We start from the raw sequence: 25,327 nt of genomic DNA, 5'->3' as shown, positions 1-25,327 counted from the left end.
ATCTTTCTCAAAATACTCGCGCCGCAGGCTCCCGCATTCTCCGCAGGCGCAGCCGTCAGCTCAGCATTCCCTTACCGTGGCCAACCGCCGATTGCATTGTTTTTACCACAACAAAGGCGTCGCGCAGATGGCTTCTCTCAAAATCCGACAGATCCGAGGGCGCCAGATAGTTGTCCGGCGCCTGGGCGCTGCGGATCTGTGCCGCCTGATGCTCCAGCCGGGTTTGGGCGATCAGGTCGTAGGCGTCCATGAGGTCGCGCGCGCCGGAGGGGCTGAGCACGCCTGCCGCCTCCGCCGCCTCCAGCCGGGCGCGGGTGTTGACCTCCGCCAACTGGCCCTGCAATGCGTAGATGCGGCCCAGGTCCACCACTGGCACAACGCCGTTGTGCTTCATGTCCAGCGTGTTGCGGTGTTCTCCCGAGCGGATGGTGGCCAGCCCGCGCAAGAGGCCCAGCGGCGGCGCGTGCTTCAGGGAGTTGGCGGTCATGTGCGCTGTGAAGATCGAGTTGGCGCTGGCGGCCTTCAGGGTTTCCTGCTGCAGGTCCGCAAACAGCACGGCGTCGCCGCCGATCGGGCGCAGGTCGAACATCACCGAGGCCAGCATCTGCGCCTCGGGGCTGGGCTTGGCGATCCAGCCGCGGAAATAGTCGTGCCAGACGTGCAGTGGCTGCCGCCAGCGCGGGTTGGAGGCCATCATGTCGCCGGGGCAATAGACATAGCCGCAGGTATTGAGCCCGTCGCAGACAAACCTGGCGAGCTGCTCGAAATAGGGCTCATCTCCGGGGGCCAGATCATCGGACAGGATCAGGCAGTTGTCCTGATCGGAGACGCCGGTCTGCTCGCGCCGCCCTTGCGAGCCGCAGGCGAGCCACAAGTAGGGAACGGGCGGCGCGCCGAGGTGTTCCTCGGCCAGCGCCAGCAGGCGCCGGGTTGCGGTGTCGGCGATGTCGGTGATCAGGCGGGTGACCACCTCGTGCCGGTTGCCGCCTGCCACCAGCTGCACCAGCAGACGGGGGATTTCGGCGGTTACCTTGGCCATCTCCTCGGCTGATCCGGCGCGGGCGATGGCAGAGACCATCTCGCCCGAGCTGACGGCCTGGAACCGGGTGAGGTCGGTCTGGGTCACGATGCCCGCGAGCTTGCCTGCCTCGACCACCGGGATGTGGCCGATGCCGTGCTCCATCATCATGTGCAGAACGTCAGAGCCGATGGCGGAGGGGGCCAGGGTCAGCGGATCCGGGGTCATCACCGTGCTGACCGGGGTCGAGATGGGTTTGCCCGCGGCGAGGATTTTGCCAGTGAGGTCGCGGGTGGTGAGAATGCCGTGCAGAGTGTCCCCGTCGGTCACGCAGATGGATGAAATCCGGCGGTCCCGCATCAGCTGCGCCGCGCCTTGGCAGGTGAGGCCGCTGGAGCAGGTGACCGGATCGCGGGCCATGATGGTCGCCACGCGGGTGGTCGCAAGGCTGCCGGAGTTCCGGCTGCCGGGGCGGCGGCGGTCGAAGAACCTAGCCACCTTCGGCTGGCTCGCCATCAGGGCGTGGAAGTCTGCCTTGGGCAGCAGCAGCAGGAGCGTCTCTGCCGTTGCCCGGGCGGAGGTCACCGCCCGGCCGCCGCGGGTCAGCCCGCGCTCGCCAAAGGAATTGCGGGGGCCGAGGATGGAGACGGGGATGCCGTTCTCATCGGTCACTTCCACCTCGCCGGTGTGGACCAGGTAGAGGCCCTGCAGCTCCTCGTTCAGCGCATAGACGGGGTCGCCGGCGGCGGCCTGGATCTGGCGGAACTTCGGCGCCAGATCCTGCAGCCGCGCCGGGTCGAGGCTGTCATAGGGGTGAACCGAGGACAGGAAGCGGAGCAGGGCGGCGTCAGATAGGGGCATGGTTGTACCTGCATGGGATCAGGAAAAAAATGGCCCCGCCAGTGAAACACCGGACGGGACCATGAGGGAAGAGGCGGGCCGCTGGGAGCAGCCCGCCCAGGGGAGGTCAGTGGTCCTGTGCGGCACCTGCGCCGCGCGGGATGCGGACGCTTTCCACCAGCTCTTCGATCTCGGCCGGGATGGCCTCGCTCGACTTCGACACGAAGTAGGCCACCGCGAAGTTCACCATTGCGCCAATCGCACCGAAGGAGGTGGATTTGATGGTGCCCAAGAGCGGGTCCGCATCGGTGAAGGAGTTGGTGCCCGGGATGAACAGCCAGCCCTTGTGCAGGAAGATGTAGACCAGGGTCACGATCAGGCCTGCCAGCATGCCGGCCACGGCGCCCTTGTTGTTCACCTTGGTGAAGATGCCCATCATCAGCGCCGGGAAGATCGAGGCAGCGGCCAGGCCGAAGGCCAGCGCCACGGTCTGCGCGGCAAAGCCCGGCGGGTTCAGCCCCAGGTAGGTTGCCACACCGATGGCCACGGCCATGGCGATACGGGCAGACAGCAGCTCGCCTTTTTCCGAGATGTTCGGGTTGATCGAGCCCTTGATCAGGTCGTGCGACACGGCGGACGAGATCGCCAGCAAGAGGCCCGCAGCGGTCGACAATGCAGCCGCCAGGCCGCCAGCCGCCACCAGACCGATCACCCAGCTGGGCAGGTTGGCGATTTCCGGGTTGGCCAGAACCAGGATGTCGCGGTTGAACTTGGTCAGCTCATTGCCGGCCCAGCCGTTTGCCGCAGCGGTTGCCTGCAGCTCTTCGGACTGGTCGTTGTAGTACTGGATTGCACCGTCGCCGTTCTTGTCTTCCCAAGCCAGCAGGCCGGTTTTCTGCCAAGTGGCCATCCAGTCGTACTTCGGATCGTTTTCGATCTGCTGCACGGTCACGGCACCGCCTTCGATGCCGCCGTTCGGCCACATCATTTCGGTGATGTTCAGGCGGGCCATGGCGCCAACAGCCGGAGCGGTCAGGTACAGCAGCGCGATGAACACCAGGGTCCAGCCGGCCGACCAGCGGGCGTCAGCCACGCGCGGCACGGTGAAGAAGCGCATGATCACGTGGGGCAGGCCCGCGGTGCCGATCATCAGCGACAGGGTGAACAGCACCATGTTGAAGGTGTCGGCGTGGTGCAGAGTGTACTCCTTAAAGCCCAGCTCGGTCACGATGGCGTCCAGCTTGGCCAGCAGCGGCTCGCCGGAGGCGGCGTGGTCGCCGAACAGGCCCAGGGCCGGGATCGGGTTGCCGGTCAGCTGCAGCGAGATGAAGATCGCCGGGATGGTGTAGGCGGTGATCAGCACGCAGTACTGGGCCACCTGGGTGTAGGTCACGCCCTTCATGCCGCCGAACACGGCGTAGGCGAAGACCACACAGGCGCCGATCAGCAGGCCCGCAGTGTTGGAGACCTCCAGGAAGCGGCCGAAGGCAACGCCGACGCCGGTCATCTGGCCGATCACATAGGTGGTCGAGGCGACGATCAGGCAGATCACAGCCACCACGCGCGCGGTCGGGGAATAGAACCGGTCGCCGATGAACTCGGACACGGTGTACTTGCCGAACTTGCGCAGGTAGGGGGCCAGCAGCAGTGCCAGCAGAACGTAGCCGCCGGTCCAGCCCATCAGGAAAGTGGAGTTGTCATAGCCGGTGAAGGCAATGAGGCCCGCCATCGAGATGAAGGAGGCCGCCGACATCCAGTCGGCCGCGGTGGCCATGCCGTTGGTGACAGGGTGAACGCCCCGGCCCGCGGCATAGAATTCAGATGTGGAACCCGCGCGGGCCCAGATCGCGATGCCGATGTAGAGCGCAAAGGACGCGCCCACAAACAGCAGGTTGATGGTAAACTGGTCCATCTTATTCTTCCTCCACGCCGTATTCGCGGTCCAGCTTGTTCATCCGGAACGCGTAGAAAAAGATCAGCCCCAGGAACACCAGGATCGAGCCTTGCTGGGCAAACCAGAAGCCCAGATCGCTGCCGCCGACCTGAATGCCCGAGAGCATCGGGCGCAGCAGAATGCCGAAGCCGAATGAAACAACAGCCCAGATAATCAGGCTGACGATAATGATGCGCACGTTGGCCGCCCAATAGCCCTTGTCGGCTTCGGCGGCCTTTGCGGCGTTTGTGGTTTGATCCGCCATGGCGGCTCCTCCTTCTTCCTCCATGCCTGCCGTGCGGGAGCGCAGGGCAGACCTCCTCTGTTTGCCTGCCGCCGGGTTCACGGGCGTGCAGGCATGACTCCGCTGGTCCGCCAAGGCGGTGCCTTCGGGTATTCCAATGTCCGGGGGACGGGGTCCTGCGGGTTCAGCGCAGGCCCCGTTTCTTGTTGGTTAGCTGGTGGCCTCGGTCACGATGGCCGCCATGTCCTGGGCGATGTCGTCGATACCGCCCATGGCATCTGTGGTCTTCAGAACGTCCTTGCCGCCGTAGTAGGCAATCAGCGGCGCGGTCTGCGCGTGATAGGCCTCCAGCCGGCTGGCAACGGTTTCCGCATTGTCATCGGCGCGGCGCTTCATCTCGGTGCCGCCGCATTTGTCGCATTTGCCGGCCTCGGCGGGCTGCTTGAAGCTGTCGTGGTAGCCCTCGCCGCAGCCTGCGCAGGTGTAGCGGCCGGAAATCCTCTCGACCATCGCGGCGTCGTCCACCTCGAGGCTGATCGCGGCGTTGATCTTCTGGTTTGTTTCCGCCAGCAGACCGTCCAGCGCCTCGGCCTGCACCGCGGTGCGGGGAAAGCCGTCGAGGATCACGCCCTTGGCGCAGTCCGGCTCTGCCAGACGGTCGCGCAGGATGTTGATCACGATCTCGTCGCTGACCAGCTGGCCTGCCTCCATCACCGCCTTGGCGGCCAGACCGGCGGGGGTGCCGGCGGCAACCGCCTCCCGCAGCAGGTCGCCGGTCGAGAGCTGCACATAACCGAATTTCTCTTCCAGCATCCGTGCCTGAGTGCCCTTGCCGGCGCCGGGCGGGCCAAGCAGGATCAGAACGGCAGGGCGGGTCATTACGTCCGTCGTCATTGTTCATTCACCCCTTGTTGGCACGGTTTTCGATCAGGTCCTCGACCACCGACGGATCGGCGAGTGTCGAGGTGTCGCCCAGGGAGCCGAAGTCGTTCTCTGCGATCTTGCGCAGGATGCGGCGCATGATCTTGCCGGAGCGGGTCTTCGGCAGGCCAGGCGCCCATTGGATCACGTCGGGGGAGGCAATCGGGCCGATCTCGGTGCGGACCCAGGTGCGCAGCTCCTTCAGCAGATCATCCGACGGCTCCCTGTCGTTCATAAGGGTCACATAGCAGTAGATGCCCTGGCCCTTGATCTCATGCGGGTAGCCGACCACGGCGGCCTCTGCCACGGCAGCGTGGGCCACCAGCGCGCTTTCGACCTCGGCGGTGCCCATGCGGTGGCCGGAGACGTTGATCACGTCGTCGACGCGGCCGGTGATCCAGTAGTCGCCGTCCTCGTCGCGGCGGCAGCCGTCGCCGGTGAAGTAGTAGCCCTTGTAGTCGGAGAAATAGGTCTTCTCGAACCGCTCATGGTCGCCCCAGACGGTGCGCATCTGGCCCGGCCAGCTGTCCTTGATGCACAGCACGCCCTCGACGCCGTTGCCGTCGATCTCGACACCGGACTGCGGGTCCAGAACCACCGGCTGGATGCCGAAGAAGGGCTTCATCGCGGCGCCGGGTTTGAGCGTGTGCGCGCCCGGCAGCGGGGTCATCAGGTGGCCGCCGGTCTCGGTCTGCCACCAGGTGTCGACGATCGGCACGGTGCCTTTGCCGATCACGTTGTGATACCACTCCCAGGCTTCCGGGTTGATCGGTTCACCCACGGTGCCCAGCACCTTGAGAGCGCTCAGGTCGCAGCTCTCGACCCATTTGTCGCCCTGGCCCATCAGCGCGCGCAGCGCGGTGGGGGCGGTGTAGAACTGGTTCACCTTGTGCTTTTCGCAGACCTGCCAGAAACGGGAGGCATCGGGGTAGGTCGGCACGCCCTCGAACATCAGGGTGGTGGCGCCATTGGCCAGCGGGCCATAGACGATATAGCTGTGGCCGGTCACCCAGCCCACGTCCGCGGTGCACCAGTAGATGTCGCCGTCGTGGTAATCAAAGGTGACCTCATGGGTCATCGCGGCATAGGTCAGGTAGCCGCCGGAAGTGTGAACCACGCCCTTGGGCTGACCGGTGGAGCCGGAGGTGTAGAGGATGAACAGCGGATCCTCGGCGTTCATCTCGGTCGGCTTGCAGTAGTCGTCCGCCTCCAGCGCCATCTCGTTGTAGTCATAGTCGCGCCCGTCCACCCAGGTGGTCTGGCCGCCGGTGCGCTTGACCACCAGGCATTTCACCGTGTCCTTGGTGTGCAGCAGGGCAGCGTCGGCGTTCGACTTCAGCGGGGTCTTGCGGCCGCCGCGCGGCGCCTCGTCCGCGGTGATGATGACCTTGGCGTCGCAGCCGTTGATGCGGGCGGCCAGCGCGTCGGGGGAGAAACCGGCAAACACGATCGAGTGAATGGCGCCGATGCGGGCGCAGGCCAGCATGGCATAGGCCGCTTCGGGGATCATCGGCAGATAGATGACAACCCGGTCGCCCTTGCGAACGCCCATCGACTCCAGGATGTTGGCCATCCGGCAGGTGCGGCGGTGCAACTCCTTGTAGGTGATGTGCTGCGCGTCTTCGTTCGGGTCATCCGGCTCCCAGATGATTGCGGTCTGGTCGCCGCGGGTGTCCAGGTGGCGGTCGATGCAGTTGGCGGAAACGTTCAGGGTGCCGTCGGCGTACCAGTTGATCGAGACATTGCCGAAGTTGTAGTTCACGTCCTTCACCTGGGTGAAGGGCTTGATCCAGTCGATGCGCTTGCCCTGTTCGCCCCAGAAGCCTTCGGGATCGGACAGCGAGGCCTCGTACATCTCCTGATACTTGGCGGCATTCACATGCGCCCGGGCAACGGTTTCGTCGGACGGCGGATAGACAGCGTCTGCGTGCAGCGCGTTCATTCGGTTTCCTCCCAGAATTTCATTGGCAAGACAAACGACAACGCTGTGCCGTGGCTGTCAAACCGTTTCCTCCTGAGACCAGATAATACCGCAGTCTGAAAATTTGTGAATAAAATGCCGGTATCAAAGGATTTATCTGTAAACGAATTTCGAGACTCCGGCGCGGTTTGAAAATAAATTTGCATGCGGACGCATACCGGCACTTGTTTTCAAGGGCTTTTCTGTAAATTCCAGTGCGGCGCAATTGCCGCCTGCCGGCCTGATATTGGCCCGGGGGCGGCGTCCTGCCGCAGGGCGGGGCGGCCAGCCGCCTGCGGCATATTGTGCCCAGGGGCGGAGAAGGCACCAGCCGCCCTGCGCGAGTCGCTGCGTCATCTTTGCAGCCGGGGGGCTTGGCAGGGCGCATCCCTGCCGCTAGCCTGACTGACAAGCGTCCAGGCCGGTTTTTCGTTTGCCGGCAGTCACAAGGGCGCAATTCGGGAGAGTTACATCATGAACAGATTTCTGACTGCCGCCGTGGCGGCTGCTGCGGGTTTTGCCATCGCCGGGGAGGCCGCGGCCACCGAGTGGAACGTGTCCCTGTGGGGCAAGCGCCGGGCCTTTACCGAACATGTGGAGAAACTGGCGGAGCTGGTTTCCGAGAAAACCGGCGGCGAGTTCACCCTGAACATCAGCTATGGCGGGCTGTCGAAGAACAAGGAAAACCTCGACGGCATCTCCATCGGCGCCTTTGAGATGGCGCAGTTCTGCGCCGGCTACCACCGCGACAAGAACCCGACCATTACTGTGCTGGAGCTGCCGTTCCTGGGCGTGAACACGCTGGAAGAGGAGGTGGCAGTGTCCCATGCGGTCTATGCCCATCCGGCGGTGCAGGCGGATCTGGCGCGCTGGAACGCCAAGCTGCTGATGACTTCGCCGATGCCGCAGTACAATATCGTCGGCACCGGCGAGCCGCGCGACGAGCTGGCCGAGTTCAAGGACATGCGGGTGCGCGCCACCGGCGGCATCGGCCAGGCGTTCTCCGCCGTGGGCGCGGTGCCCACCTCGGTGACCGCCACCGAGGCCTACAATGCGATGGAATCCGGCGTTGTCGACACTGTTGCCTTTGCCCAGCACGCGCATCTCAGCTTCGGCACCATCAACAAGGCCGACTGGTGGACCGCCAACCTGAACCCCGGCACCGTGAACTGCCCGGTGGTGGTCAACACCGATGCCTATGACGCCCTGAGCGATGCCGAGCGCGAGGCGCTGGACAGCTCGGTGGATGAGGCGATTGCCCATTACCTGGAAAACTACGGCGCGCTGCTGACCAAATGGGACGGCGTGCTGGAAGAGAAGGGCGTCGAGAAGGTGATGATCTCCGACGACCAGCTGGCCGAGTTCCGCAAGGTGGCCGCCGACCCGATCCGCGCCAAGTGGATCGAGGACATGAGCGCCCAGGGATTGCCCGCGCAGGAGCTCTATGACCTGGTGCAGAAAACCCTGAGCGACGTGCGCTCGGGCAGCTGAGGCTGGTAGAACTGGAAGGGGCCGGGCAGGACTGCACCGGCCCTTTCTGTCTTTGGCGATACGGAAATGACGGGGGCAGGGCATGGCAGGCAGCGCGGCGGTGCTGGAGGATGGCAGCCTGATCAGCAGGCTGGACAGGGGATTGCTGAAGGCGGAGCAATTGCTGGCGCTGCTGAGCGGCATTGCGGTGTTCTCGCTGATGATCCTGGCGGTGGTCTCGGTCGGCGGGCGCAATGCGATGAATGCGCCGCTGCCCGGCTATGTCGACTGGATCGAGCAGATCATGCCGCTGATCGCCTTCATGGGAATCGCCTATGTGCAGCGCGGCGGCGGCCATATCCGCATGGACATCTTCATCGGCGCGCTGAGGGGCCGGGCGCTGTGGCTGTTTGAGCTGGTCTCGGTAGTGCTGATCCTCTTGCTGATCCTGGCGCTGGTCTGGGGCAGCTGGTCGCATTTCCTGCGCTCCTTCGACTTTGCCGCGCCGCTGTGGAGCCGCGACAGCTCCATTGACATCGGGTTGCCGATCTGGCCCGCCAAGCTGCTGGCACCGGTTGCCTTTGCGGTGCTGGCCCTGCGGCTGATGCTGCAGGTCTGGGGCTACGGGCGGGCGCTGGTGCTGGGGCTGGAGGCGCCGGTGGCGGTGCCGCTGATCCAGAGCGCGGCAGAACAGGCGGCGGCTGAAGCGGATCAGATGCAAGGCCATGACACAAATGGCAGCGGGCAGGGGTAAGGCAGATGGAACCGATTGAAATCGGCCTGTGGGTCACGGGCGGCCTGCTGGCCATGGTGGTATTAGGGATGCGGGTGGCCTTTGCGGCCGGGCTTGCGGGTCTTGCGGGCCTCATCTGGATCTTCTGGGCCAAGTTCGGCTATGACCCGGGGCGGTTCGGCAAGGCGCTGACCATCGCGGTCAAGACCGCGGGCCAAGTGCCGCATTCCAAGGTCTCCAGCCAGGCGCTCAGCCTGATCCCCACCTTCATCCTGATTGGATATCTCGCGTATTATGCAGGGCTCACACGGGCGCTTTTTGTGGCCGCCAAACGCTGGATCGCCTGGCTGCCGGGCGGGCTGGCTGTCTCCACCGTGTTTGCCACCGCGGGTTTTGCCGCGGTGTCGGGCGCCTCCGTGGCCACCTCAGCTGTCTTTGCCCGCATCGCCATCCCGGAGATGCTGGAGATCGGCTATGACAAGCGCTTCGCCGCAGGGGTGGTCGCGGCCGGCGGCACCCTGGCCTCGCTGATCCCGCCCTCCGCCATTCTGGTCATTTACGCGATCATCGTTGAGCAGGATGTGGGCAAGCTGCTGCTCGCGGGTTTCATCCCGGGCGCCTTCTCGGCGGTGGTCTACGGGCTGCTGATCGTCGGCATCGCGGTGATCTTCAAATCCGTCGGCCCGCCGGTCAAGGGCTTCACCTGGGGCCAGCGGTTTGCGGCGCTGCCCGGCGCGCTGCCGATCGTTCTGGTGGTGCTGATCATCATCTGCTTTGTCTACAACCCCTTTGGCGGCGACGCCTGGGGCACCCCGACCGAGGGCGGCGCCATCGGGGCCTTCATCGTGTTTCTCTATGCGCTGAAGGAGGGGATGAAATGGACGGAGCTGAAATCGGCGCTTTTGGAGACCGCCAAGCTGACGGTCATGATTTTCACCATCATCTGGGGCGTCCTGATCTATGTGCGCTTCCTCGGCTTTGCCGATCTGCCGGGGGCGTTCTCAGATTGGATCACCTCGCTGGAGATGTCGCCGATGCTGATCCTGATCTGCATCCTCTTGGCCTATGCGGTGCTGGGGATGTTCATGGACGCCATCGGCATGCTGCTGCTGACCCTGCCGGTGGTCTATCCGGCGGTTATGGCGCTGAACGGCGGTGAAAGCGTGGCCGCCGCCGACAGCGCCTTTGGCATGAGCGGCACCATGTGCGCGATCTGGTTCGGCATCCTGGTGGTGAAAATGGCCGAGTTCTGCCTGATCACTCCGCCCATCGGGTTGAACTGTTTCGTGGTGGCCGGCGTGCGCGAGGATCTGAGCGTGCAGGATGTGTTCCGAGGCGTGACCCCGTTCTTCATCGCCGATGCGGTGACGATTGCCCTGCTGGTGGCGTTCCCGGGGATCGTGCTCTACCTGCCGTCCTTGGCTGGGTAGGGAAGGGCGTGACAGGGAAGGGAGCTCAGGGCTCACCAAAGCAGATACCTGCGTCAGATCCGCCTTCACATGCCCCCTGCCTGCCTGTGCCAGCTGCCGGGCTCAAGCATAACAGCCGTATCCCCGCCTGCGGGCGGGGCCCCGCGGCGGTTTTTCTTGATCCCGCCCCCTGTCACCGGCTGCCTGTGCTCACGCGAAGGCGGATCCGAAGCAGATCAGCTTGGCAGCGGGCGGCGCAGGGCCTATATGGCGCGGCATGAGAGATTTTGCCCCCCTGCACCAGGCCGCGCGTTTGAGCGTCGCACCGATGATGGACTGGACCGACCGGCACTGCCGCTATCTGCACCGGCTGCTGAGCCGCGAGGCGCTGCTGTACACCGAGATGGTCACCGCACCTGCCCTGGTGCGGGGCGGGGCGCTGCATTTGCTGGAGTTCAATCCGCAAGAGCATCCGGTGGCGCTGCAGCTGGGCGGCTCGGACCCGGAGGAGCTGGCAGAAGCGGCGCGGCTGGGGGCGGAGGCCGGCTATGATGAGATCAACCTCAACTGCGGCTGCCCCAGCGACCGGGTGCAATCCGGAGCCTTCGGGGCGGTGCTGATGCAGACGCCGGAGCTGGTCGCGGACTGCGTGGCAGCGATGCGCGAGGCTGTGGACGTTGAGGTTACCGTCAAATGCCGCATTGGAGTGGATGAGCAGGAACCGGAAGAAGTGCTGCCGGATTTCCTGGGAAAGATCCGCGCCGCGGGCTGCCGGCGGGTGACGATCCACGCGCGCAAGGCCTGGCTGCAGGGGCTGTCGCCCAAGGAGAACCGGGACATTCCGCCCTTGGACTACGATCTGGTGCACCGGATGAAAGCGGCGTTCCCGGACATGCATGTCTCGATCAACGGCGGCATCGCCACGCTGGGTGAGGCCAAGGCGCATCTGGAGCGCGGTCTGGACGGGGTGATGGTGGGGCGCGCGGCCTATCACCAGCCTGCCGATGTGCTCTGTGCGGCGGATCCTGAGATTTACGGCACCGGCGCGGTGAGTGACGCGGGCGAGGCGGTGCGGCAGATGCTGCCCTATATCGAGGCGCGGCTGAGCGAAGGCGCCAAGCTCAACCAGATCACCCGCCACATGCTGGGGATGTTTGCGGGCAAGCCGGGTGCGCGGCAGTGGCGGCGGATGCTGTCCGAGGGCGCCTGCCGGGCCGGCGCCGGGCCGGAGCTGGTGCTGGATGCGCTGGCGCAGGTGGAGAGCCGCGCGGCGGCGTGACGCGGCGCCTCACACGCTAGTGCCTTGTGCAGGCGGGGAACCGCCGCTAACCCTTTGCCGGTGAACCAAAGCCCGAGGTGCCCCGCATGACCGATCCTGCCGTGACCGCTGCCCTGCTGGCGGAGCCTGCGCTGCTGATGCAGATGGCGGGGCTTCTGGTGGTGATCGGAGCCTTTGCAGGTGTGCTGGCCGGCCTTCTGGGGGTTGGCGGCGGCATCGTGCTGGTGCCGGCCTTCTTCTATGCCTTCCAGACGCTGGGCTATGGCGGCGATCAGCTGATGCAGATCTGCCTGGCGACCTCTTTGGCGACGATCATCGTGACCTCGGTGCGCTCTGTCATGAGCCACAACAAGAAGGGCGCGGTGGACTGGGAGATCCTGCGTAGCTGGGGCATTGGCATTGCCCTTGGCGCCATTGTCGGCGTGCTGGCGGCCTCCGCCCTGCGCTCCACCGTGCTTCAGGGGGTGTTTGGCGGGCTGGCACTGGTCATTGGCTGCTACCTGGGGCTGGGCCGGTCCGAGTGGCGGCTGGCAGAAGCCATGCCCAAGGGCGCCAAGCGGATGGCGCTGTCGCCTGCGGTCGGGTTCCTGTCGGTGCTGATGGGGATCGGCGGCGGCAGCTTCGGGGTGCCGCTGATGACCCTGCACGGAGTCGCGGTGCACCGGGCGGTGGCAACCGCTGCGGGTTTTGGCGTGATCATCGCGGTGCCCTCGGTAGCCGGCTTTCTGTTGCTGGAGGTGGATCCGTCGGCGCGGCCGCCTTTCACCATTGGCGCAGTCAATCTGGTGGCGTTTTTCATCGTGATTGCGATGACGCTGATCACCGCGCCCTGGGGAGTGAAGCTGGCCCATGCGATGGACCCGAAACCGCTGAAACGGGTGTTCGGGGCGTTTCTGGTGCTGGTGGCGCTGAACATGCTGCGCAAGGCCTTTGGATACTAAGAGGACGTCATGCTGGAACAGATCGAACAGTTTCAGGACAGGGGCTGGGTGCGCTTTGCCCATGACCCGCAGGTGGCCGCCTGGGCGGCGGATGCGTTGCGCCACGGCATCCGTTCGCTGGACGATCCGGCCTGCGCCGAGTGGTTCCAATGCGAGCGGACCTGGTTCATTGGTGTTGATGCCTTGCCCAATGATGCCGCAGGGCGTTTGCCGGACGGGCCGCCTCTGGCCGGCGCGCCTGTCGATTTCATCACGCAGCACCTCGGGTCCATTCCGGACCTGCACCGGGCGCAGGTGTCCTCGGTCTTTCCCGGCTATCCGCGCCCGCGCCCGGGCGAGGGCGAGGCCGCCTTCCGCTACCGTGTAAAACGCGACGCGGCGCATGTGGACGGGGTCAAGATGTACGGCGAGCACCGCCGCCGCAAGGTGGAGGAGCCGCATGCCTGGGTGCTGGGCATTCCGCTGAATGAGAGCAGCCCGGATGCCTCGCCGCTGGTGATCTGGGAGGGCAGCCACCGCATCATGCGCCGCGCCTTTGCTGCGGTGTTTGAGGGAGTGCCGCAGGCCGACTGGGCGGATGTGGATGTGACGGATGCCTATACCGCCGCCCGCGCCGAGGTGTTCGAGACCTGTCCGCGGATCATGGTGCCTGCAAAGCCCGGCGAGTCCTATCTGATGCACCGGCTGTGCCTGCATGGAGTTGCGCCCTGGGGCGAGGGAGCATCCGCGCCGGAAGAGGGCCGGATGATCGCCTATTTCCGTCCGGAGCTGGCGGATTGGACCAAGGGGTGGCTGGCGGAAGGGTAGACAGGTGGCCAGCTTTTTATAGTTTTACCTTAGGCAGGCTTGCGCCCACGCTTCTAGGAAGATGGTGCACAATCTGATGCCGTTTTTTGCGAATGCGGACCAGGCAGGTAGCCTGCAGCCATAAGGTGATAGGTTAGCATTCAGTCCGCCTGGGGTCCATTTGGTTGCCGCAGCGTGCCGTGGTCGACAGAAGTTGAATGGAATGGCCGGGCGCATGGCAGCCTTGCTGTCCTTTCCGTGGCCGGCGTCAGCAAATGGGTTTAAGATTCAGCCGTCAATGAGTGCGCGGGGTGATTGAAATGATCCAAGTCGAAACTCAAATGGGCGGCTCTCTGATTGAGGTGCGCCTGACGGGAAAAATCCGAGGCGAAGATTACGAAAAGCTGCTTGTGCCCGCGGTGGAGGCCGCGCTGAAGGAGCATGACCGGATCAGGGTGCTGGCAATCCTGGATCAGGGCTTTGACGGCTATGACCTGTCCGCAGTGTGGGCCGATACCAAGCTGGGATTGGGGCATTGGAGCGGTTTTGACCGCTGCGCTGTGGCGGCGGATCAGGGTTGGGTGCAAACAGCCATCCGCGTGGCGGCGCCGCTGCTGCCGTGCCCGGTGCAAGTCTTTGGCCTTGATCAGGTGGAGGCGGCCCGTCGCTGGCTGCGGGAGTCCCTTGGCACGGTGCACATCATCGATCTGGGCGGGCCTTGCCTTCAGATCAAGCTGATGGGGCAGGTGGACCCCGATGCCTACCAGCGGGCAGGGGGCGATCTGGACGCAAGGCTGCGGGAGCGGGAGGGGTTCCGCCTCCTGATCGACCTGACGGAGTTTGACGGCTGGCAAGGCCTGTCGGCCATGGCGGCGCATTTCAATCTGGCGCGGACCCATGTGCCGCTGCTGGACCGCGCAGCCGTGGTCGGTGACAAGGCTTGGCAGCACATGGCGCAACGGGTCGCGGCCCGGATCCTGAACGCGGAAAGCCGGTTCTTCCCAAGTGAAGAGATTGAGAATGCAAAGGCCTGGCTGACGGCGGACTAAGACGGAGGGGCGGTTTCAGCCCCGGTTCAGCCTCGCACCGCGGCCGCCGCGGCGCTTGACCAGTTTGCTGGCGCGGGCGGGCAGGTCGTTCATGATGCCTGCGCGCTCCTCGTTGGTCATTTTCGACCAGTCGCGGATTTCGTCGATGGAGCGGTAGCAGCCGGTGCAGATGCGGGCCTCGGGGTGGACGACGCAGATCTTGATGCAGGGGGACTGGATTTCGTCCCGTTTCCAAACGTCGTCGCTCATGCCTTCACCCGTTCTTCAAATGCCGCATCCGGTCCAATGCGCCTTGCAAGATATAGGAGGCCGCGACGTGATCGATAACCTCTGCGCGGCGTTTGCGTGTCGTATCTGCTTCAAGAAGCGCTTTTTCTGCCGCTACGGTGCTCAGGCGCTCGTCCCAGAAGCTGATCGGCAGATCGGTGAGCTGCGCCAGATTGCGTGCAAAGGCGCGGGTGGACTGGCAGCGGGGGCCCTCAGTGCCGTCCATGTTGCGGGGCAGGCCCAAAAGGATGCCTCTGATGTCGCGCTGCTGGATGATTTCCAGCAGGCGCGCGGCGTCCAGCGAGAATTTTTTGCGCTTCACTGTTTCCAGCGGTGTCGCCACCGCGCCGATGCGGTCGGAGACGGCGACGCCGATGGTCTTGGTGCCCAGATCCAGCCCCATCAGCGCGTTCATCGGCGGCAGGGCGGCGGCGAAATCTTCAAAGGCGTCGTGGATCATTCGGCAATTCCGGATTGGGCGGCGATGGTGTCCAGCAGTTCCAGTGCATCGGTGTTGCCGGCAAAGGCGCCGCTGGCCTCGTCGTAGACTGTTCGGGCGCGCTCGGTTTCGCCCAGCACCGACAGGGCGCCGATCAGGCGGGCCCATTCCTCGGCGCTGCCGCCCTCGGTCGCCAGACGGTCCGACAGACGGGTGACCATGCCGCGGATCATCTCTTGCTGCTCCTCTGCACTCAGTTCACTGGCGGAGGACATCTCCTCGGCGCTGGGGCCGGGCAGGGCGGGGGCGGCGCCGCCGCCAGGGGTGATCGGGCGGTATTCGACACCGGCGCGGAAGGCCATTTCCTCGATCTGGCCCTGAATGCCCTTGACCCAGGGTGCGTCCGCCGGGCCGTCGCGCAGGGTGGCGGCCCATTCGCGGTAGGCGAGGTCGGGGCGGCCGATCTGACCCAGCATCAGGCCCCAGTAATAGCGGGCAGGGCCGTGGCTGGGATCGATCGCGCGGGCTTTTTGGAGGTCGGTCTGCGCCTCGGGGGAGACATAACCACCGGCCGCCATGATCTTCAATTCGGCCAGTTCGGTGAAGTCGCGGGCGTTCACTTGGCCCCCGGCCAGCCGGATGTAGTTGGTCTTGGCCTCATAGGCGGCTTTGAAGTTGCCGAGGTTGGCCTCGTGCTGGGCCAGCAGGGCCTGGCCCTGGGGGTCGTCTTCGCGCTCGCCTGCGGTCTTGCGCAGCTGTTCGACCAGTTTGACGTAGCCTTCTTCCACCTGCGGGTTCCCGATTGCCGGAACCTCGGCCTCGGCCTCTGCCTGCGAGGGGCGGTTTTCGGCGCGCTCACCGGCCATCCGGATACGGTCCTGCAGGCCCAGATCACCATAGCCCGGCGCGCCCAGCTGCCAGTAAAGGCCCAGGGTGCCGCCGGTGATCAGCAGCGCGGTGGCGATGGCGAATCCCAGCGACAGGGCGCGGGGCTGGGCGGGGCCGGACTTGCGCTTTTGCAGCTGCGTATCAGCGGCCAGGATGCGGCGCGAGATTTCGGTGCGGATGCGCTCGGAGTCGGCCTGATTGATCACTCCGCGGGCCAGATCCTTGTCGACTTCGCGCAATTGCTGGCGGTAGACGCGCAGGTCGTAGGCCGCGGCAGGTTCGCCTTGCTCGCGGGCGCGGATGATGATCATTGCCAGCAGCAGCGCTGCCGCAAAGGCGATTAAGGCGGTGACTGTCCAGAAAACCATGCCGTCTCCGTAGTTTGGTTTTCATCTATATGCGGGGCGGGCCGAACAAAAGGGCCAAACTGCCGCGGGATGCTGCAATGCGTCATTTCGATATGTCGCAATAACGCAGAAACAGGGCGATAAACGGCACTGGTCAGCCATGCGTTTCGGGCATACCCGCTATCAGACACGAACCATCGGATTCGCTCATGAAACGCTATTCAGTCTTTGCTGTCGCACGGGAAGCCCTGCGCTATCACACCGGATGGGAGCGCGCCTGGCGCTCGCCGGAACCCAAACGCCACTACGATGTCGTCATCGTGGGTGCGGGCGGGCATGGCCTTGCCACTGCCTACTACCTGGGTAAGAACTTCGGCATTACCAATGTCGCAATTATCGAGAAAGGCTGGCTGGGTGGCGGCAATACGGGCCGGAACACCACCATCATCCGCTCGAACTACCTGCAGGATCCCTCGGCTGCGATCTATGAAAAGGCGCGCAGCCTGTATGAGACCATGTCGCAGGACCTGAACTACAACGTGATGTTCAGCCCGCGCGGCGTGATCATGCTGGCCCAGACCGAGCATGAGATCCGCGGCTACAAGCGCACCGCGCATGCCAACCAGCAGCAGGGTGTGCAGACCGAGTGGATCACCCCGGAGCGGGTCAAGGAGATCGTGCCGATCATCAACCTGCACGGTCCCCGCTACCCCGTGCTGGGCGGCCTGTGGCAGGAACGCGGCGGCACCGCCCGTCACGACGCCGTGGCCTGGGGCTATGCGCGTGCGTGCTCCGACATGGGCATGGACATCATCCAGAAGTGCGAAGTCACCGGCGTGCGCACCGAGAACGGCCGCACCGTGGGTGTCGACACCACCAAAGGCCCGATCGACTGCGACAAGATCGGCATGATCGTTGCGGGCAACGCCTCGGTGCTGTCGGAAATGGCGGGCTTCCGTCTGCCGATGGAATCCGTTGCCCTGCAGGCGATGGTGTCCGAGCCGATCAAACCCTGCATGGACGTGGTTGTGATGGCCAACACCGTGCACGGCTACATGTCCCAGTCCGACAAGGGCGAGATGGTCATTGGCGGCGGCACCGACGGGTTCAACAACTACACCCAGCGCGGCTCCTTCCACCATATCGAGGAAACCGTCCGCGCCCTGGTCGAAACCTTCCCGATGGTCAGCCGCCTGAAGATGCTGCGCCAGTGGGGCGGCATCGTGGATGTGACCGGCGACCGTTCGCCGATCATCTCCAAGACCCCGGTTCAGAACTGCTTCATCAACTGCGGCTGGGGCACCGGCGGCTTTAAATCCATCCCGGGTTCGGGCTGGGCGATGGCAGAGCTGATGGCCACCGGCCACTCGCCGCTGACCGAGGAGTTCTCGATCAACCGCTTCAAAGAAGGCAAGTTCATCGACGAGAGCGTCGCCGCCGGTGTGGCGCACTAACGCCGCAAAATTCAATACTGTGGAGCAAGCACAATGCTGATCCTTGAATGCCCCTATTGCGGCGTCAAAGCCGAAGAAACCGAACTGGCCGCGGGCGGCGAAGCGCATCTGAAGCGCTATGGCCCCGGCTCCTCGGATGATGAGTTCCATGACTACCTGTTCATGCGCGAAAACCCCAAAGGCGTTCACTTCGAACGCTGGCGCCATGCCAACGGCTGCGGCAAGTGGTTCCACGCCGCCCGCTGCACCATGACGCTGGAGGTCTTTGGCACCTACACCGCCCAGACCAGCGAGCCGCCGCAGGAGATCAAGGACAAGATCGCTGCCAAACGCCCGGGCTGGACCTGGCGCGAATTTGCGGACGGGAAGAAATGAACCTCCGCCTGACTGAAACACCCGCTTTTCTCTTGAAAGGTCTGCGCCCATGAGCACGCGTCTTGCCAAGCACGGCCGGCTGATCGACCGCTCCAAACAGATCGCCTTCACCTTCAACGGCAAATCCATGCAGGGTTTTGCCGGCGATACCCTGGCGTCCGCTCTGCTGGCCAACGGCCAGGTGATGATGGGCCGCTCGTTCAAATACCACCGCCCGCGCGGCGTTGTCGCATCCGGCTCGGAAGAGCCCAATGCGCTGATGCAGCTGGGTGTGGGCGACCGTTACGAGCCGAACCAGCGCGCCACCACCACCGAGCTGTTCTCGGGCCTGACTGCGCAGTCGCAGAACCATTGGCCGAGCCTGGAATTCGACGTTCTGGCGGTGAACAATAAGCTGAGCCGCTTCCTGACTGCCGGCTTCTATTACAAGATGTTCATCCACCCGCGTCCGCTGTGGAAGCACGTCTATGAGCCGATCATCCGGAAGTCCGCAGGTCTGGGCGCTGCGCCCGACAAGGAGCTGAAGGACGCCGACACATACGAGCACTTCTACTTCTTTGCAGATGTGCTGGTCATCGGCGGCGGCGTTGCCGGCCTGCAGGCGGCCAAGGCGGCTGCAGCCTCCGGGGCCAAGGTTCTTGTGCTGGAACAGAACAGCCATTGGGGCGGCCGTGCGCCGGTCGACGGCGGCACCATCGACGGCGAAGCGCCCGAGGCCTGGATCGAAAAGACCCTGGCTGAGCTGCGCGGCATGGACAACGTCACCCTGCGCGACCGCTGCATGGGCTCCGGCGTCTATGACCACGGCTATGCCCTGGGCTATGAGCGCCTGACCGACCACGCACCGGGCCAGGGCGGTCCGCGCCACCGTCTGTGGCGGATCCGTGCGAGCCAGATCGTCACCGCAACCGGTGCGATCGAGCGTCCGCTGTCCTTTGCCGGCAACGATGTTCCCGGCGTAATGCTGGCGGCCTCGATGCGCGACTATGTTGTGAACTGGGGCATCAACCCCGGCCAGAAGGTCGTAGTTGCCACCAACAACGACGATGCCTACCGCACAGCGCTGGTGCTGCATGACGCGGGCGTCGAAGTGGTCCGGGTGGTCGACACCCGCGAAACCGGCGGCGGCGCGCTGATGGAAGCTGTCCGCGAGAAGGGTATCCGGGTCGAGCTGGGTCGCGCCATCGCCAAGGTGAAGGACGGCAAATGCGTGACCGAGGTCGCCATCTGCGCCCAGAACGGCGAAGGCGGTGCGCGCGAGACCGTGCAGGCTGACGCGGTTGCCATGTCCGGCGGCTGGTCGCCGGTGGTCCACCTGTGGTCCCACTGCGGCGGCAAGCTGATCTGGGACGAGGCGAACGCCAACTTCCGCCCCGATGCCTCCCGTCCGCCGCTGGGCGACAATGGCGAAGGCTTTGTGGTTCCGGCCGGTGCTGCAAACGGCGAGTTCGGCTTGGGTGCGCTGCTGGAAGACGCAGCCGCGGCTGGTGCCAAGGCGGCCGAAGCAGCTGGCTTCCCGGCGAAATCCGTGGCGGCTGCCAAGGGTGAATCCGAGGAAGAAGCCCGTATGGAAGCGGTTTGGCTGATGCCCGCCAAGGCAGACATCAAGCTGCGTATGAAGTCCTGGCTGGACTATCAGAACGACGTGAAAGTGTCGGACGTGCAGCTGGCTGCGCGCGAAGGCTACGAGAGCGTCGAGCACACCAAGCGTTACACCACGCTGGGTATGGCCACCGACCAGGGCAAACTGTCCAACATCAACGGCCTGGCCATTCTGGCCGACAGCCTGAACTCGGAAATCCCGCAGGTTGGCACCACCACCTTCCGTCCGCCTTACCACCCGATCTCGCTGGGCGCGATCGCCGGTGAGGCACGGGCCGAGATCTTCCAGCCGGTGCGTAAAACTCCGATCTACGACTGGTTCGACAAGAACGGCGCGGATTGGGAACCGGTTGGCCAGTGGCGCCGCCCGTTTTCCATCAACAAGCCGGGTGAGGACCGTCATGCTGCGGTGAACCGCGAGGTGAAGAACACCCGCGAGAACCTCGGCCTGCTGGATGCCTCGACGCTCGGTAAGCTGGTGGTCAAGGGCCCCGACGCAGGCAAGTTCCTGGACATGCTCTACACCAACATGATGTCCACGCTTAAGGTCGGCAAATGCCGTTATGGCCTGATGTGCACCGAGAACGGCTTCCTGATGGACGACGGCGTGGTTGCGCGCATCGACGAGGACACCTTCCTGTGCCACACCACCACCGGCGGTGCTGAGCGCATCCACGGCTGGATGGAAGAGTGGCTGCAGACCGAATGGTGGGACATGAAGGTCTACGTCGCCAACGTGACCGAGCAGTATGCCCAGATTGCGGTGGTCGGCCCCAACGCCCGCAAGGTGCTGGAGAAGCTGAACGCGGCAGCAGGCGGCGGCATGGATGTCTCGAAAGAGGCGCTGCCCTTCATGGAATGGCGTGACGGCAAGATCGGTGAATTCGACGCCCGTGCCTACCGGATCTCGTTCTCGGGCGAGCTGTCCTACGAAATCGCGGTTGCGGCTTCCGAAGGGCAGGCGTTCTGGGATGCGCTGATGGAAGCGGGCAAGGAATTCGGCGTCATGCCTTATGGCACCGAGACCCTGCACATCCTGCGTGCCGAGAAGGGCTTCATCATGATCGGCGACGAAACCGATGGCACCGTGATCCCGCAGGATCTGGGGCTGCATTGGGCGCTGTCGAAGAAGAAGGAAGACTACCTGGGCAAGCGCGCGCAGCAGCGGTCGCACATGGTCGATCCGGAGCGCTGGCAGCTGGTTGGCCTGGAAACGGTCGATGGTTCGGTGCTGCCGGACGGCGCCTATGCGGTGGGTGAAGGCGTCAACGCCAACGGCCAGCGCAACATGATCGGCCGGGTGACCTCGACCTATCACTCCGCGACCCTGGGCCGCGGTATCGCAATGGGCCTGGTCAAGCATGGTCCCAAGCGGATGGGCGAAGTGATCGAGTTCCCGGGCACTGACGGCAAGACCTACAAAGCCAAGATCGTTGATCCGGTCTTCTACGATAAGGATGGAGAGAAGCAGAATGTCTAAGGCTGTTTCCGTACTGAACGGCGCCCGTTTCTCGGGTCTGGCCACCGTCGAGGATGCCGGTCTGCAGGGCATGATCACCCTGCGCGGCGATCTGGGGTCCAAAGCGCTGAAGGCGGCTGTCAAAGCCGCCACCGGCGCCGAGGTTCCGGCACAGGGCTCCATCTCGGTTGCCGAAAACGGCGCCGCGGCCTGGATGTCCCCGGACGAACTTCTGCTGCTGGTTCCCTATGAGGACGCAGTTGCCAAGACGGCGGAAGTGTCAGAGGCGCTGAAGGGCGAGCACGCGCTGGCAGTGAACGTCTCCGACGCCCGTGCCTTCTTCCGCCTGTCGGGCGAGGGTGCGCGCGAGGTGCTGGGCAAGGTAAGCCCGGTGGATTTCGACGCCGCGGCCTTCAAGCCCGGTCAGTTCCGCCGCTCGCGCCTGGCACAGGTGGCCGGCGCCTTCTGGTTGAACGAGGACGGCAGCTTTTACATCATCTGCTTCCGCTCAGTGGGTGAATATGTGTTCAAACTGCTGAGCACGGCGGCGCATCCGCAAAGTAAAGTGGGTGTTTACTAAAATTTTCACTCGCTTTCTGCTTGTGACGCCTTTGCGCGTCATTTACGGTGCCTTGGAGATCTTCCGGGGCACCGTTTTTTGTGGTGCCGGTTCCAGGCAGATCCCTTTTGCAATTACTGCAAGCGGTTTAATTTGAGCTGGTTCCTTGGGGGGAGGTGGCTTCGTGACGATGTTACAGGGAGCTGCCCATGGGTCTGCGGCTATGCGGGGTCTTTGCACTGATTTTAATGCTCGGGGGGGCGGGCGCGGTGGCGGGCCCCAGCTTTCATTGCAGCCTGAAACCGATTTCCGGAACGGCCTGGATCCCCAGCCTGGTGAGTTTGAAGTTCTCTGATGATTTCAGCCATGCCGAGGTCAGCGATGCCGCCTTTGGCGTGCCGGTGAATGCGAGAGTGGTGCAGCACAGCGGCACCTCCTACGCGCTAAGCTGGACCATGCCGGGCCTCGCTGTATCTGGTGATCCCGGACGGCCCCGGCCGCGGTTCCGGGCCATTCTGAACACCTCCAATCTAAAGATGAGCATTCAGGCGGTCTGGAAAGACCTGGACGGAAAGCTGCCGCGCGGCAGCGGCCGTTGCCAATTGGATCAAGGCCTGTCGCTGCTGGCGCAGAACGGTGGCTGACCTGAAAGCCGCCCGGTCTCTGGACTTGCTGGGAGTGTGCCGTACTGGCACCGCTTTAACACGAAATGCGTCTTGCTGACGCCAGAAAACGCTTGCCATTCCACGCAGTGGTTGCAATCAACTCCGGGATGAATTCGGAGAAGTAACTGATGAAACGTATTGCACTTTCTGCGATTGCAGCTGCCGTTAGCCTTGCGGGCCAAATGGCCTTTGCCGAGACGGTATATGATTGTGAGATCAAGGTGTTCACCAACAATGGGTGGATTGCGCCGAGGGTCATCGTCATGTGGGATGATGAAAAGAAGTCCGCGCGTGTTTATGACGGATTTATTCACGAGTTGGTCGGCGAGCCGATTCCGGCCAAAGTTGAACGGCGTAACGAGATTTCTTACAACCTGGGCTGGCGGGTGAATAACATTCCGGTCAGCAACGCCCGGATGTCTCTGGATGGCCTCTACACCGGGGTCCTCAACATGAAGCAGAACACGCTGTCGATCCGCGGCGTCATCACCGGGGTCGCGAACCAGCCGCGCGGGCGCGGGAAATGCAAGGTGAAGAAGGGGTGAGGCTGCGATCTCATTCTGCCTGCAGGGCAGATTTGAATTTCGCCAATGTGGCCTGCGAATTTGGAGACTGGTTTTGAAGCGATTTTTTGTGTGTCTTGCGATGGCCGGAACTTTCTCGGCTGCACAGCCGGAAGAAGGTCATGCAGCCATGCCAAGTGCCGAGTACAACTGCATTGTTGAGCCCTATGGTGATGACAGCTGGATCCCTCATGAGATAGGTTTTACGGTCAAAGCGCAGCAGGCTGATGTTTTTTTTCCTTATTTCTGGGAGAGGGACAAAGAACCCATTTTGGCGAAAGTTAAAGAAAGGCGAGAGGGGCGCCTGCTGATTAAGTGGCGAGTAAGCGCCCCTACCAACTTGGACTTTAATACCCCGGTTGCCTACCGTGTCGAATTTGACCCGGAACAACTGGCTGGGAAGATGTATGCATCTGTACCGCTTGACAACAATGCCCGCAGCGGCGGGCTGGTTACGTGCACATCCGAGAGAAAAAGGTGAGACTGGCATTGCGCAGGGATGCAAGGAGGAGCTTCTTGCAACCTGATGGGAAGGCGGCGCAATGGAAAAGAGGCAAGGCTGCATTGAAGCGGCTGCGGTCTTTTGGTCGAAATTGCACATAGACCCTGCGCGGAAACCGCGCCTAGGCCTCTTGACCTGATAGCGCGCACACAGCATGTATCTGCGCAGGAACGCAAACTTATTTCACAGGGGGCCCAAATGGCTTTTGAACTTCCCGATCTTCCTTATGCACACGACGCCCTGGCTGCCAAAGGCATGTCGGCGGAAACCCTGGAATACCACCACGACCTGCACCACAAGGCCTATGTCGACAACGGCAACAAGCTGATCGCCGGCACCGAGTGGGACGGCAAGTCGCTGGAAGAGATCATCAAGGGCACCTACGATGCGAACGCGGTTGCCCAGAACGGTATCTTCAACAACATCTCCCAGCTGTGGAACCACAACCAGTTCTGGGAAATGATGGGCCCGGGCGAAAGCAAGATGCCGGGTGAGCTGGAGAAGGCTCTGGTTGAGTCCTTTGGCTCGGTCGACGAGTTCAAATCGCAGTTCTCTGCCGCAGGCGCGGGCCAGTTCGGCTCCGGCTGGGCGTGGCTCGTCAAGAACGCTGACGGTTCGCTGGCGGTGACCAAGACCGAAAACGGCGTCAACCCGCTGTGCTTCGGCCAGACCGCTCTGCTGGGCTGCGACGTTTGGGAGCACTCCTACTACATCGACTTCCGCAACAAGCGCCCGGCCTACCTGTCGAACTTCCTCGACAACCTGGTGAACTGGGAAAACGTCGCCTCGCGGATGTAAGGCACGCGCCGCATACTGGCTTTTCAGGCCCGCCGGAGGTTTCCGGCGGGCTTTTTCATGCTGAGTTCCGCCACCTTTCGGTGGTTCCTCCGGAACGCGGGCCGGGTTTCGAACGTTGGTTCGATGTACGAAAGGAGGACCACCATGGCCGAACGTAAGAGGTCCAAGGACGGACACCGTGAAACCAAGGACATCCTGGGCGAGGAGGGCAGTGTTTCCCACGGCGGCCGCACCGGCGGCCGGCTGGCCCGGGAAGTCGGCAGCAAGGACGAGGAAAAGCGCTCCAGGGAACGCCCGGCGGGGGCGACCCGGGTACGCAAGTCCAACGAACAGGAGGAAAAATGATGACGCGGCTCTCACACGGCACCTTCGTCCTGGTCGCAGACAGCGAAAAGGCGCTGTTCCTGGAAAACACCGTGGACGGAGACAACCCGTATCTGCAGGTGCGCCGCAAGGATGAACAGGACAACCCGCCCGACCGGGAGCAGTCGGCCAACCGTCCGGGACGGTTCAACGACGGACCAAGTGTGCACCGGTCAGCGGTTGCCGACACCGACTGGCACGAACTGGCCAAGGAGCGGTTCGCCAAGGACCTGTCGGATAAACTGTACGAAATGGCCCACCGCGGCGAGTTCGAGAAGCTGGTTCTGGTCGCCGCCCCGGAGGTTCTGGGGGAACTGCGCAAGAACCTGCACAAGGAAGTCAGCGATTGCGTGATCGGAGAAATCAGCAAGAACCTGACCGGCCATGAGATCAGCAAGATCGAGGAAATGGTCAAAGACGCGCTGCGTCACAGCTGACCGGACTTGACCCGCGCACCTGCCCG

General features: G+C 63.8%; 25 protein-coding genes. 17 read left to right on the top strand and 8 right to left on the bottom strand.

Features of this window, described 5'->3' with window-relative positions; genetic code table 11:
* Nucleotides 1–55: 55 nt before the first annotated feature.
* The 5 genes from AB1A62_RS12060 to acs form a co-directional block, all read right to left on the bottom strand.
* Entirely contained in the window at nucleotides 56–1,879 is a 1,824-nt protein-coding gene (locus tag AB1A62_RS12060; protein ID WP_366661722.1) for a DUF294 nucleotidyltransferase-like domain-containing protein, read from the bottom strand.
* Nucleotides 1,880–1,985: 106 nt separating this feature from the next.
* The gene (locus tag AB1A62_RS12055) at nucleotides 1,986–3,770 is read right to left on the bottom strand and encodes a sodium:solute symporter family protein (RefSeq protein ID WP_366661721.1); all 1,785 of its coding nucleotides are present in this window, start codon (nucleotides 3,768–3,770) and stop codon (nucleotides 1,986–1,988) included.
* 1 nt (nucleotide 3,771) lies between these two features.
* Nucleotides 3,772–4,056, bottom strand: a complete 285-nt coding sequence (locus tag AB1A62_RS12050; RefSeq protein ID WP_366661720.1) for a DUF4212 domain-containing protein — start codon at nucleotides 4,054–4,056, stop codon at nucleotides 3,772–3,774.
* Nucleotides 4,057–4,245: 189 nt separating this feature from the next.
* Nucleotides 4,246–4,929, bottom strand: coding sequence for an adenylate kinase (locus AB1A62_RS12045; RefSeq protein WP_366661719.1), 684 nt, complete (start codon nucleotides 4,927–4,929; stop codon nucleotides 4,246–4,248).
* Nucleotides 4,930–4,936: 7 nt separating this feature from the next.
* Nucleotides 4,937–6,898: an acetate--CoA ligase gene (gene acs / locus AB1A62_RS12040; protein WP_366661718.1), complete on the bottom strand. Its 1,962-nt coding sequence runs from the start codon at nucleotides 6,896–6,898 to the stop codon at nucleotides 4,937–4,939.
* Nucleotides 6,899–7,390: 492 nt separating this feature from the next.
* Here acs and AB1A62_RS12035 point away from each other — a divergent pair, with 492 nt between their 5' ends.
* From AB1A62_RS12035 to AB1A62_RS12005, 7 genes are all read left to right on the top strand, one after another.
* Nucleotides 7,391–8,407, top strand: coding sequence for a C4-dicarboxylate TRAP transporter substrate-binding protein (locus AB1A62_RS12035; protein WP_366661717.1), 1,017 nt, complete (start codon nucleotides 7,391–7,393; stop codon nucleotides 8,405–8,407).
* A gap of 82 nt (nucleotides 8,408–8,489) precedes the next feature.
* Nucleotides 8,490–9,140: a TRAP transporter small permease gene (locus AB1A62_RS12030; RefSeq protein ID WP_366661716.1), complete on the top strand. Its 651-nt coding sequence runs from the start codon at nucleotides 8,490–8,492 to the stop codon at nucleotides 9,138–9,140.
* Nucleotides 9,141–9,145: 5 nt separating this feature from the next.
* Nucleotides 9,146–10,549, top strand: coding sequence for a TRAP transporter large permease (locus AB1A62_RS12025; RefSeq protein WP_366661715.1), 1,404 nt, complete (start codon nucleotides 9,146–9,148; stop codon nucleotides 10,547–10,549).
* 256 nt (nucleotides 10,550–10,805) lie between these two features.
* On the top strand, nucleotides 10,806–11,807 hold the full coding sequence (gene dusA / locus AB1A62_RS12020) for a tRNA dihydrouridine(20/20a) synthase DusA (protein ID WP_366661714.1): 1,002 nt from the start codon (nucleotides 10,806–10,808) through the stop codon (nucleotides 11,805–11,807).
* Nucleotides 11,808–11,893: 86 nt separating this feature from the next.
* A complete protein-coding gene (locus AB1A62_RS12015) occupies nucleotides 11,894–12,748 on the top strand; it encodes a sulfite exporter TauE/SafE family protein (protein WP_366661713.1) in 855 nt (284 codons plus the stop codon).
* Between the two features lie 9 nt (nucleotides 12,749–12,757).
* Nucleotides 12,758–13,555, top strand: coding sequence for a hypothetical protein (locus AB1A62_RS12010; protein ID WP_366661712.1), 798 nt, complete (start codon nucleotides 12,758–12,760; stop codon nucleotides 13,553–13,555).
* Between the two features lie 299 nt (nucleotides 13,556–13,854).
* Entirely contained in the window at nucleotides 13,855–14,583 is a 729-nt protein-coding gene (locus tag AB1A62_RS12005) for an STAS/SEC14 domain-containing protein (RefSeq protein WP_366661711.1), read from the top strand.
* A gap of 15 nt (nucleotides 14,584–14,598) precedes the next feature.
* Here the strand turns inward: AB1A62_RS12005 and AB1A62_RS12000 are convergent, their stop codons facing one another.
* The 3 genes from AB1A62_RS12000 to ccmI are packed head-to-tail and all read right to left on the bottom strand — an operon-like array spanning nucleotide 14,599 to nucleotide 16,545.
* Complete coding sequence (locus tag AB1A62_RS12000) at nucleotides 14,599–14,832, bottom strand: DUF1289 domain-containing protein (protein WP_366661710.1); 234 nt, start codon at nucleotides 14,830–14,832, stop codon at nucleotides 14,599–14,601.
* A gap of 4 nt (nucleotides 14,833–14,836) precedes the next feature.
* The gene (ruvX, locus tag AB1A62_RS11995) at nucleotides 14,837–15,310 is read right to left on the bottom strand and encodes a Holliday junction resolvase RuvX (RefSeq protein WP_366661709.1); all 474 of its coding nucleotides are present in this window, start codon (nucleotides 15,308–15,310) and stop codon (nucleotides 14,837–14,839) included.
* On the bottom strand, nucleotides 15,307–16,545 hold the full coding sequence (ccmI, locus tag AB1A62_RS11990; protein WP_366661708.1) for a c-type cytochrome biogenesis protein CcmI: 1,239 nt from the start codon (nucleotides 16,543–16,545) through the stop codon (nucleotides 15,307–15,309). Before ccmI ends, ruvX begins: the two co-directional genes overlap by 4 nt.
* A gap of 188 nt (nucleotides 16,546–16,733) precedes the next feature.
* Here ccmI and AB1A62_RS11985 point away from each other — a divergent pair, with 188 nt between their 5' ends.
* The 10 genes from AB1A62_RS11985 to AB1A62_RS11940 all read left to right on the top strand — a co-directional run bounded on the left by AB1A62_RS11985 (nucleotide 16,734) and on the right by AB1A62_RS11940 (nucleotide 25,301).
* Nucleotides 16,734–17,978, top strand: a complete 1,245-nt coding sequence (locus AB1A62_RS11985; protein WP_174144566.1) for a sarcosine oxidase subunit beta family protein — start codon at nucleotides 16,734–16,736, stop codon at nucleotides 17,976–17,978.
* A 33-nt stretch (nucleotides 17,979–18,011) separates the two neighbouring features.
* Nucleotides 18,012–18,353: a sarcosine oxidase subunit delta gene (locus tag AB1A62_RS11980; RefSeq protein WP_366661707.1), complete on the top strand. Its 342-nt coding sequence runs from the start codon at nucleotides 18,012–18,014 to the stop codon at nucleotides 18,351–18,353.
* A gap of 49 nt (nucleotides 18,354–18,402) precedes the next feature.
* Nucleotides 18,403–21,435, top strand: coding sequence for a sarcosine oxidase subunit alpha family protein (locus tag AB1A62_RS11975; RefSeq protein ID WP_366661706.1), 3,033 nt, complete (start codon nucleotides 18,403–18,405; stop codon nucleotides 21,433–21,435).
* A complete protein-coding gene (locus tag AB1A62_RS11970) occupies nucleotides 21,428–21,994 on the top strand; it encodes a sarcosine oxidase subunit gamma family protein (protein WP_366661705.1) in 567 nt (188 codons plus the stop codon). The genes AB1A62_RS11975 and AB1A62_RS11970 overlap by 8 nt, the downstream gene beginning before the upstream one ends.
* 188 nt (nucleotides 21,995–22,182) lie before the next feature.
* Nucleotides 22,183–22,617, top strand: a complete 435-nt coding sequence (locus AB1A62_RS11965; protein WP_366661704.1) for a hypothetical protein — start codon at nucleotides 22,183–22,185, stop codon at nucleotides 22,615–22,617.
* A 149-nt stretch (nucleotides 22,618–22,766) separates the two neighbouring features.
* Nucleotides 22,767–23,183: a hypothetical protein gene (locus tag AB1A62_RS11960; protein ID WP_366661703.1), complete on the top strand. Its 417-nt coding sequence runs from the start codon at nucleotides 22,767–22,769 to the stop codon at nucleotides 23,181–23,183.
* A 100-nt stretch (nucleotides 23,184–23,283) separates the two neighbouring features.
* On the top strand, nucleotides 23,284–23,682 hold the full coding sequence (locus AB1A62_RS11955) for a hypothetical protein (protein ID WP_366661702.1): 399 nt from the start codon (nucleotides 23,284–23,286) through the stop codon (nucleotides 23,680–23,682).
* Between the two features lie 219 nt (nucleotides 23,683–23,901).
* Entirely contained in the window at nucleotides 23,902–24,501 is a 600-nt protein-coding gene (locus AB1A62_RS11950; protein ID WP_174144581.1) for a superoxide dismutase, read from the top strand.
* Between the two features lie 144 nt (nucleotides 24,502–24,645).
* Nucleotides 24,646–24,846, top strand: coding sequence for a hypothetical protein (locus AB1A62_RS11945; protein ID WP_366661701.1), 201 nt, complete (start codon nucleotides 24,646–24,648; stop codon nucleotides 24,844–24,846).
* A complete protein-coding gene (locus AB1A62_RS11940; RefSeq protein WP_366661700.1) occupies nucleotides 24,846–25,301 on the top strand; it encodes a host attachment family protein in 456 nt (151 codons plus the stop codon). Before AB1A62_RS11945 ends, AB1A62_RS11940 begins: the two co-directional genes overlap by 1 nt.
* Nucleotides 25,302–25,327: the final 26 nt, after the last annotated feature.

This window comes from Leisingera sp. JC11 (assembly GCF_040704725.1).
Taxonomy (GTDB): Bacteria; Pseudomonadota; Alphaproteobacteria; order Rhodobacterales; family Rhodobacteraceae; genus Leisingera.
Note: the sequence above shows the minus strand (reverse complement) of the source record. Positions and strands in the feature narration are given on the sequence as shown.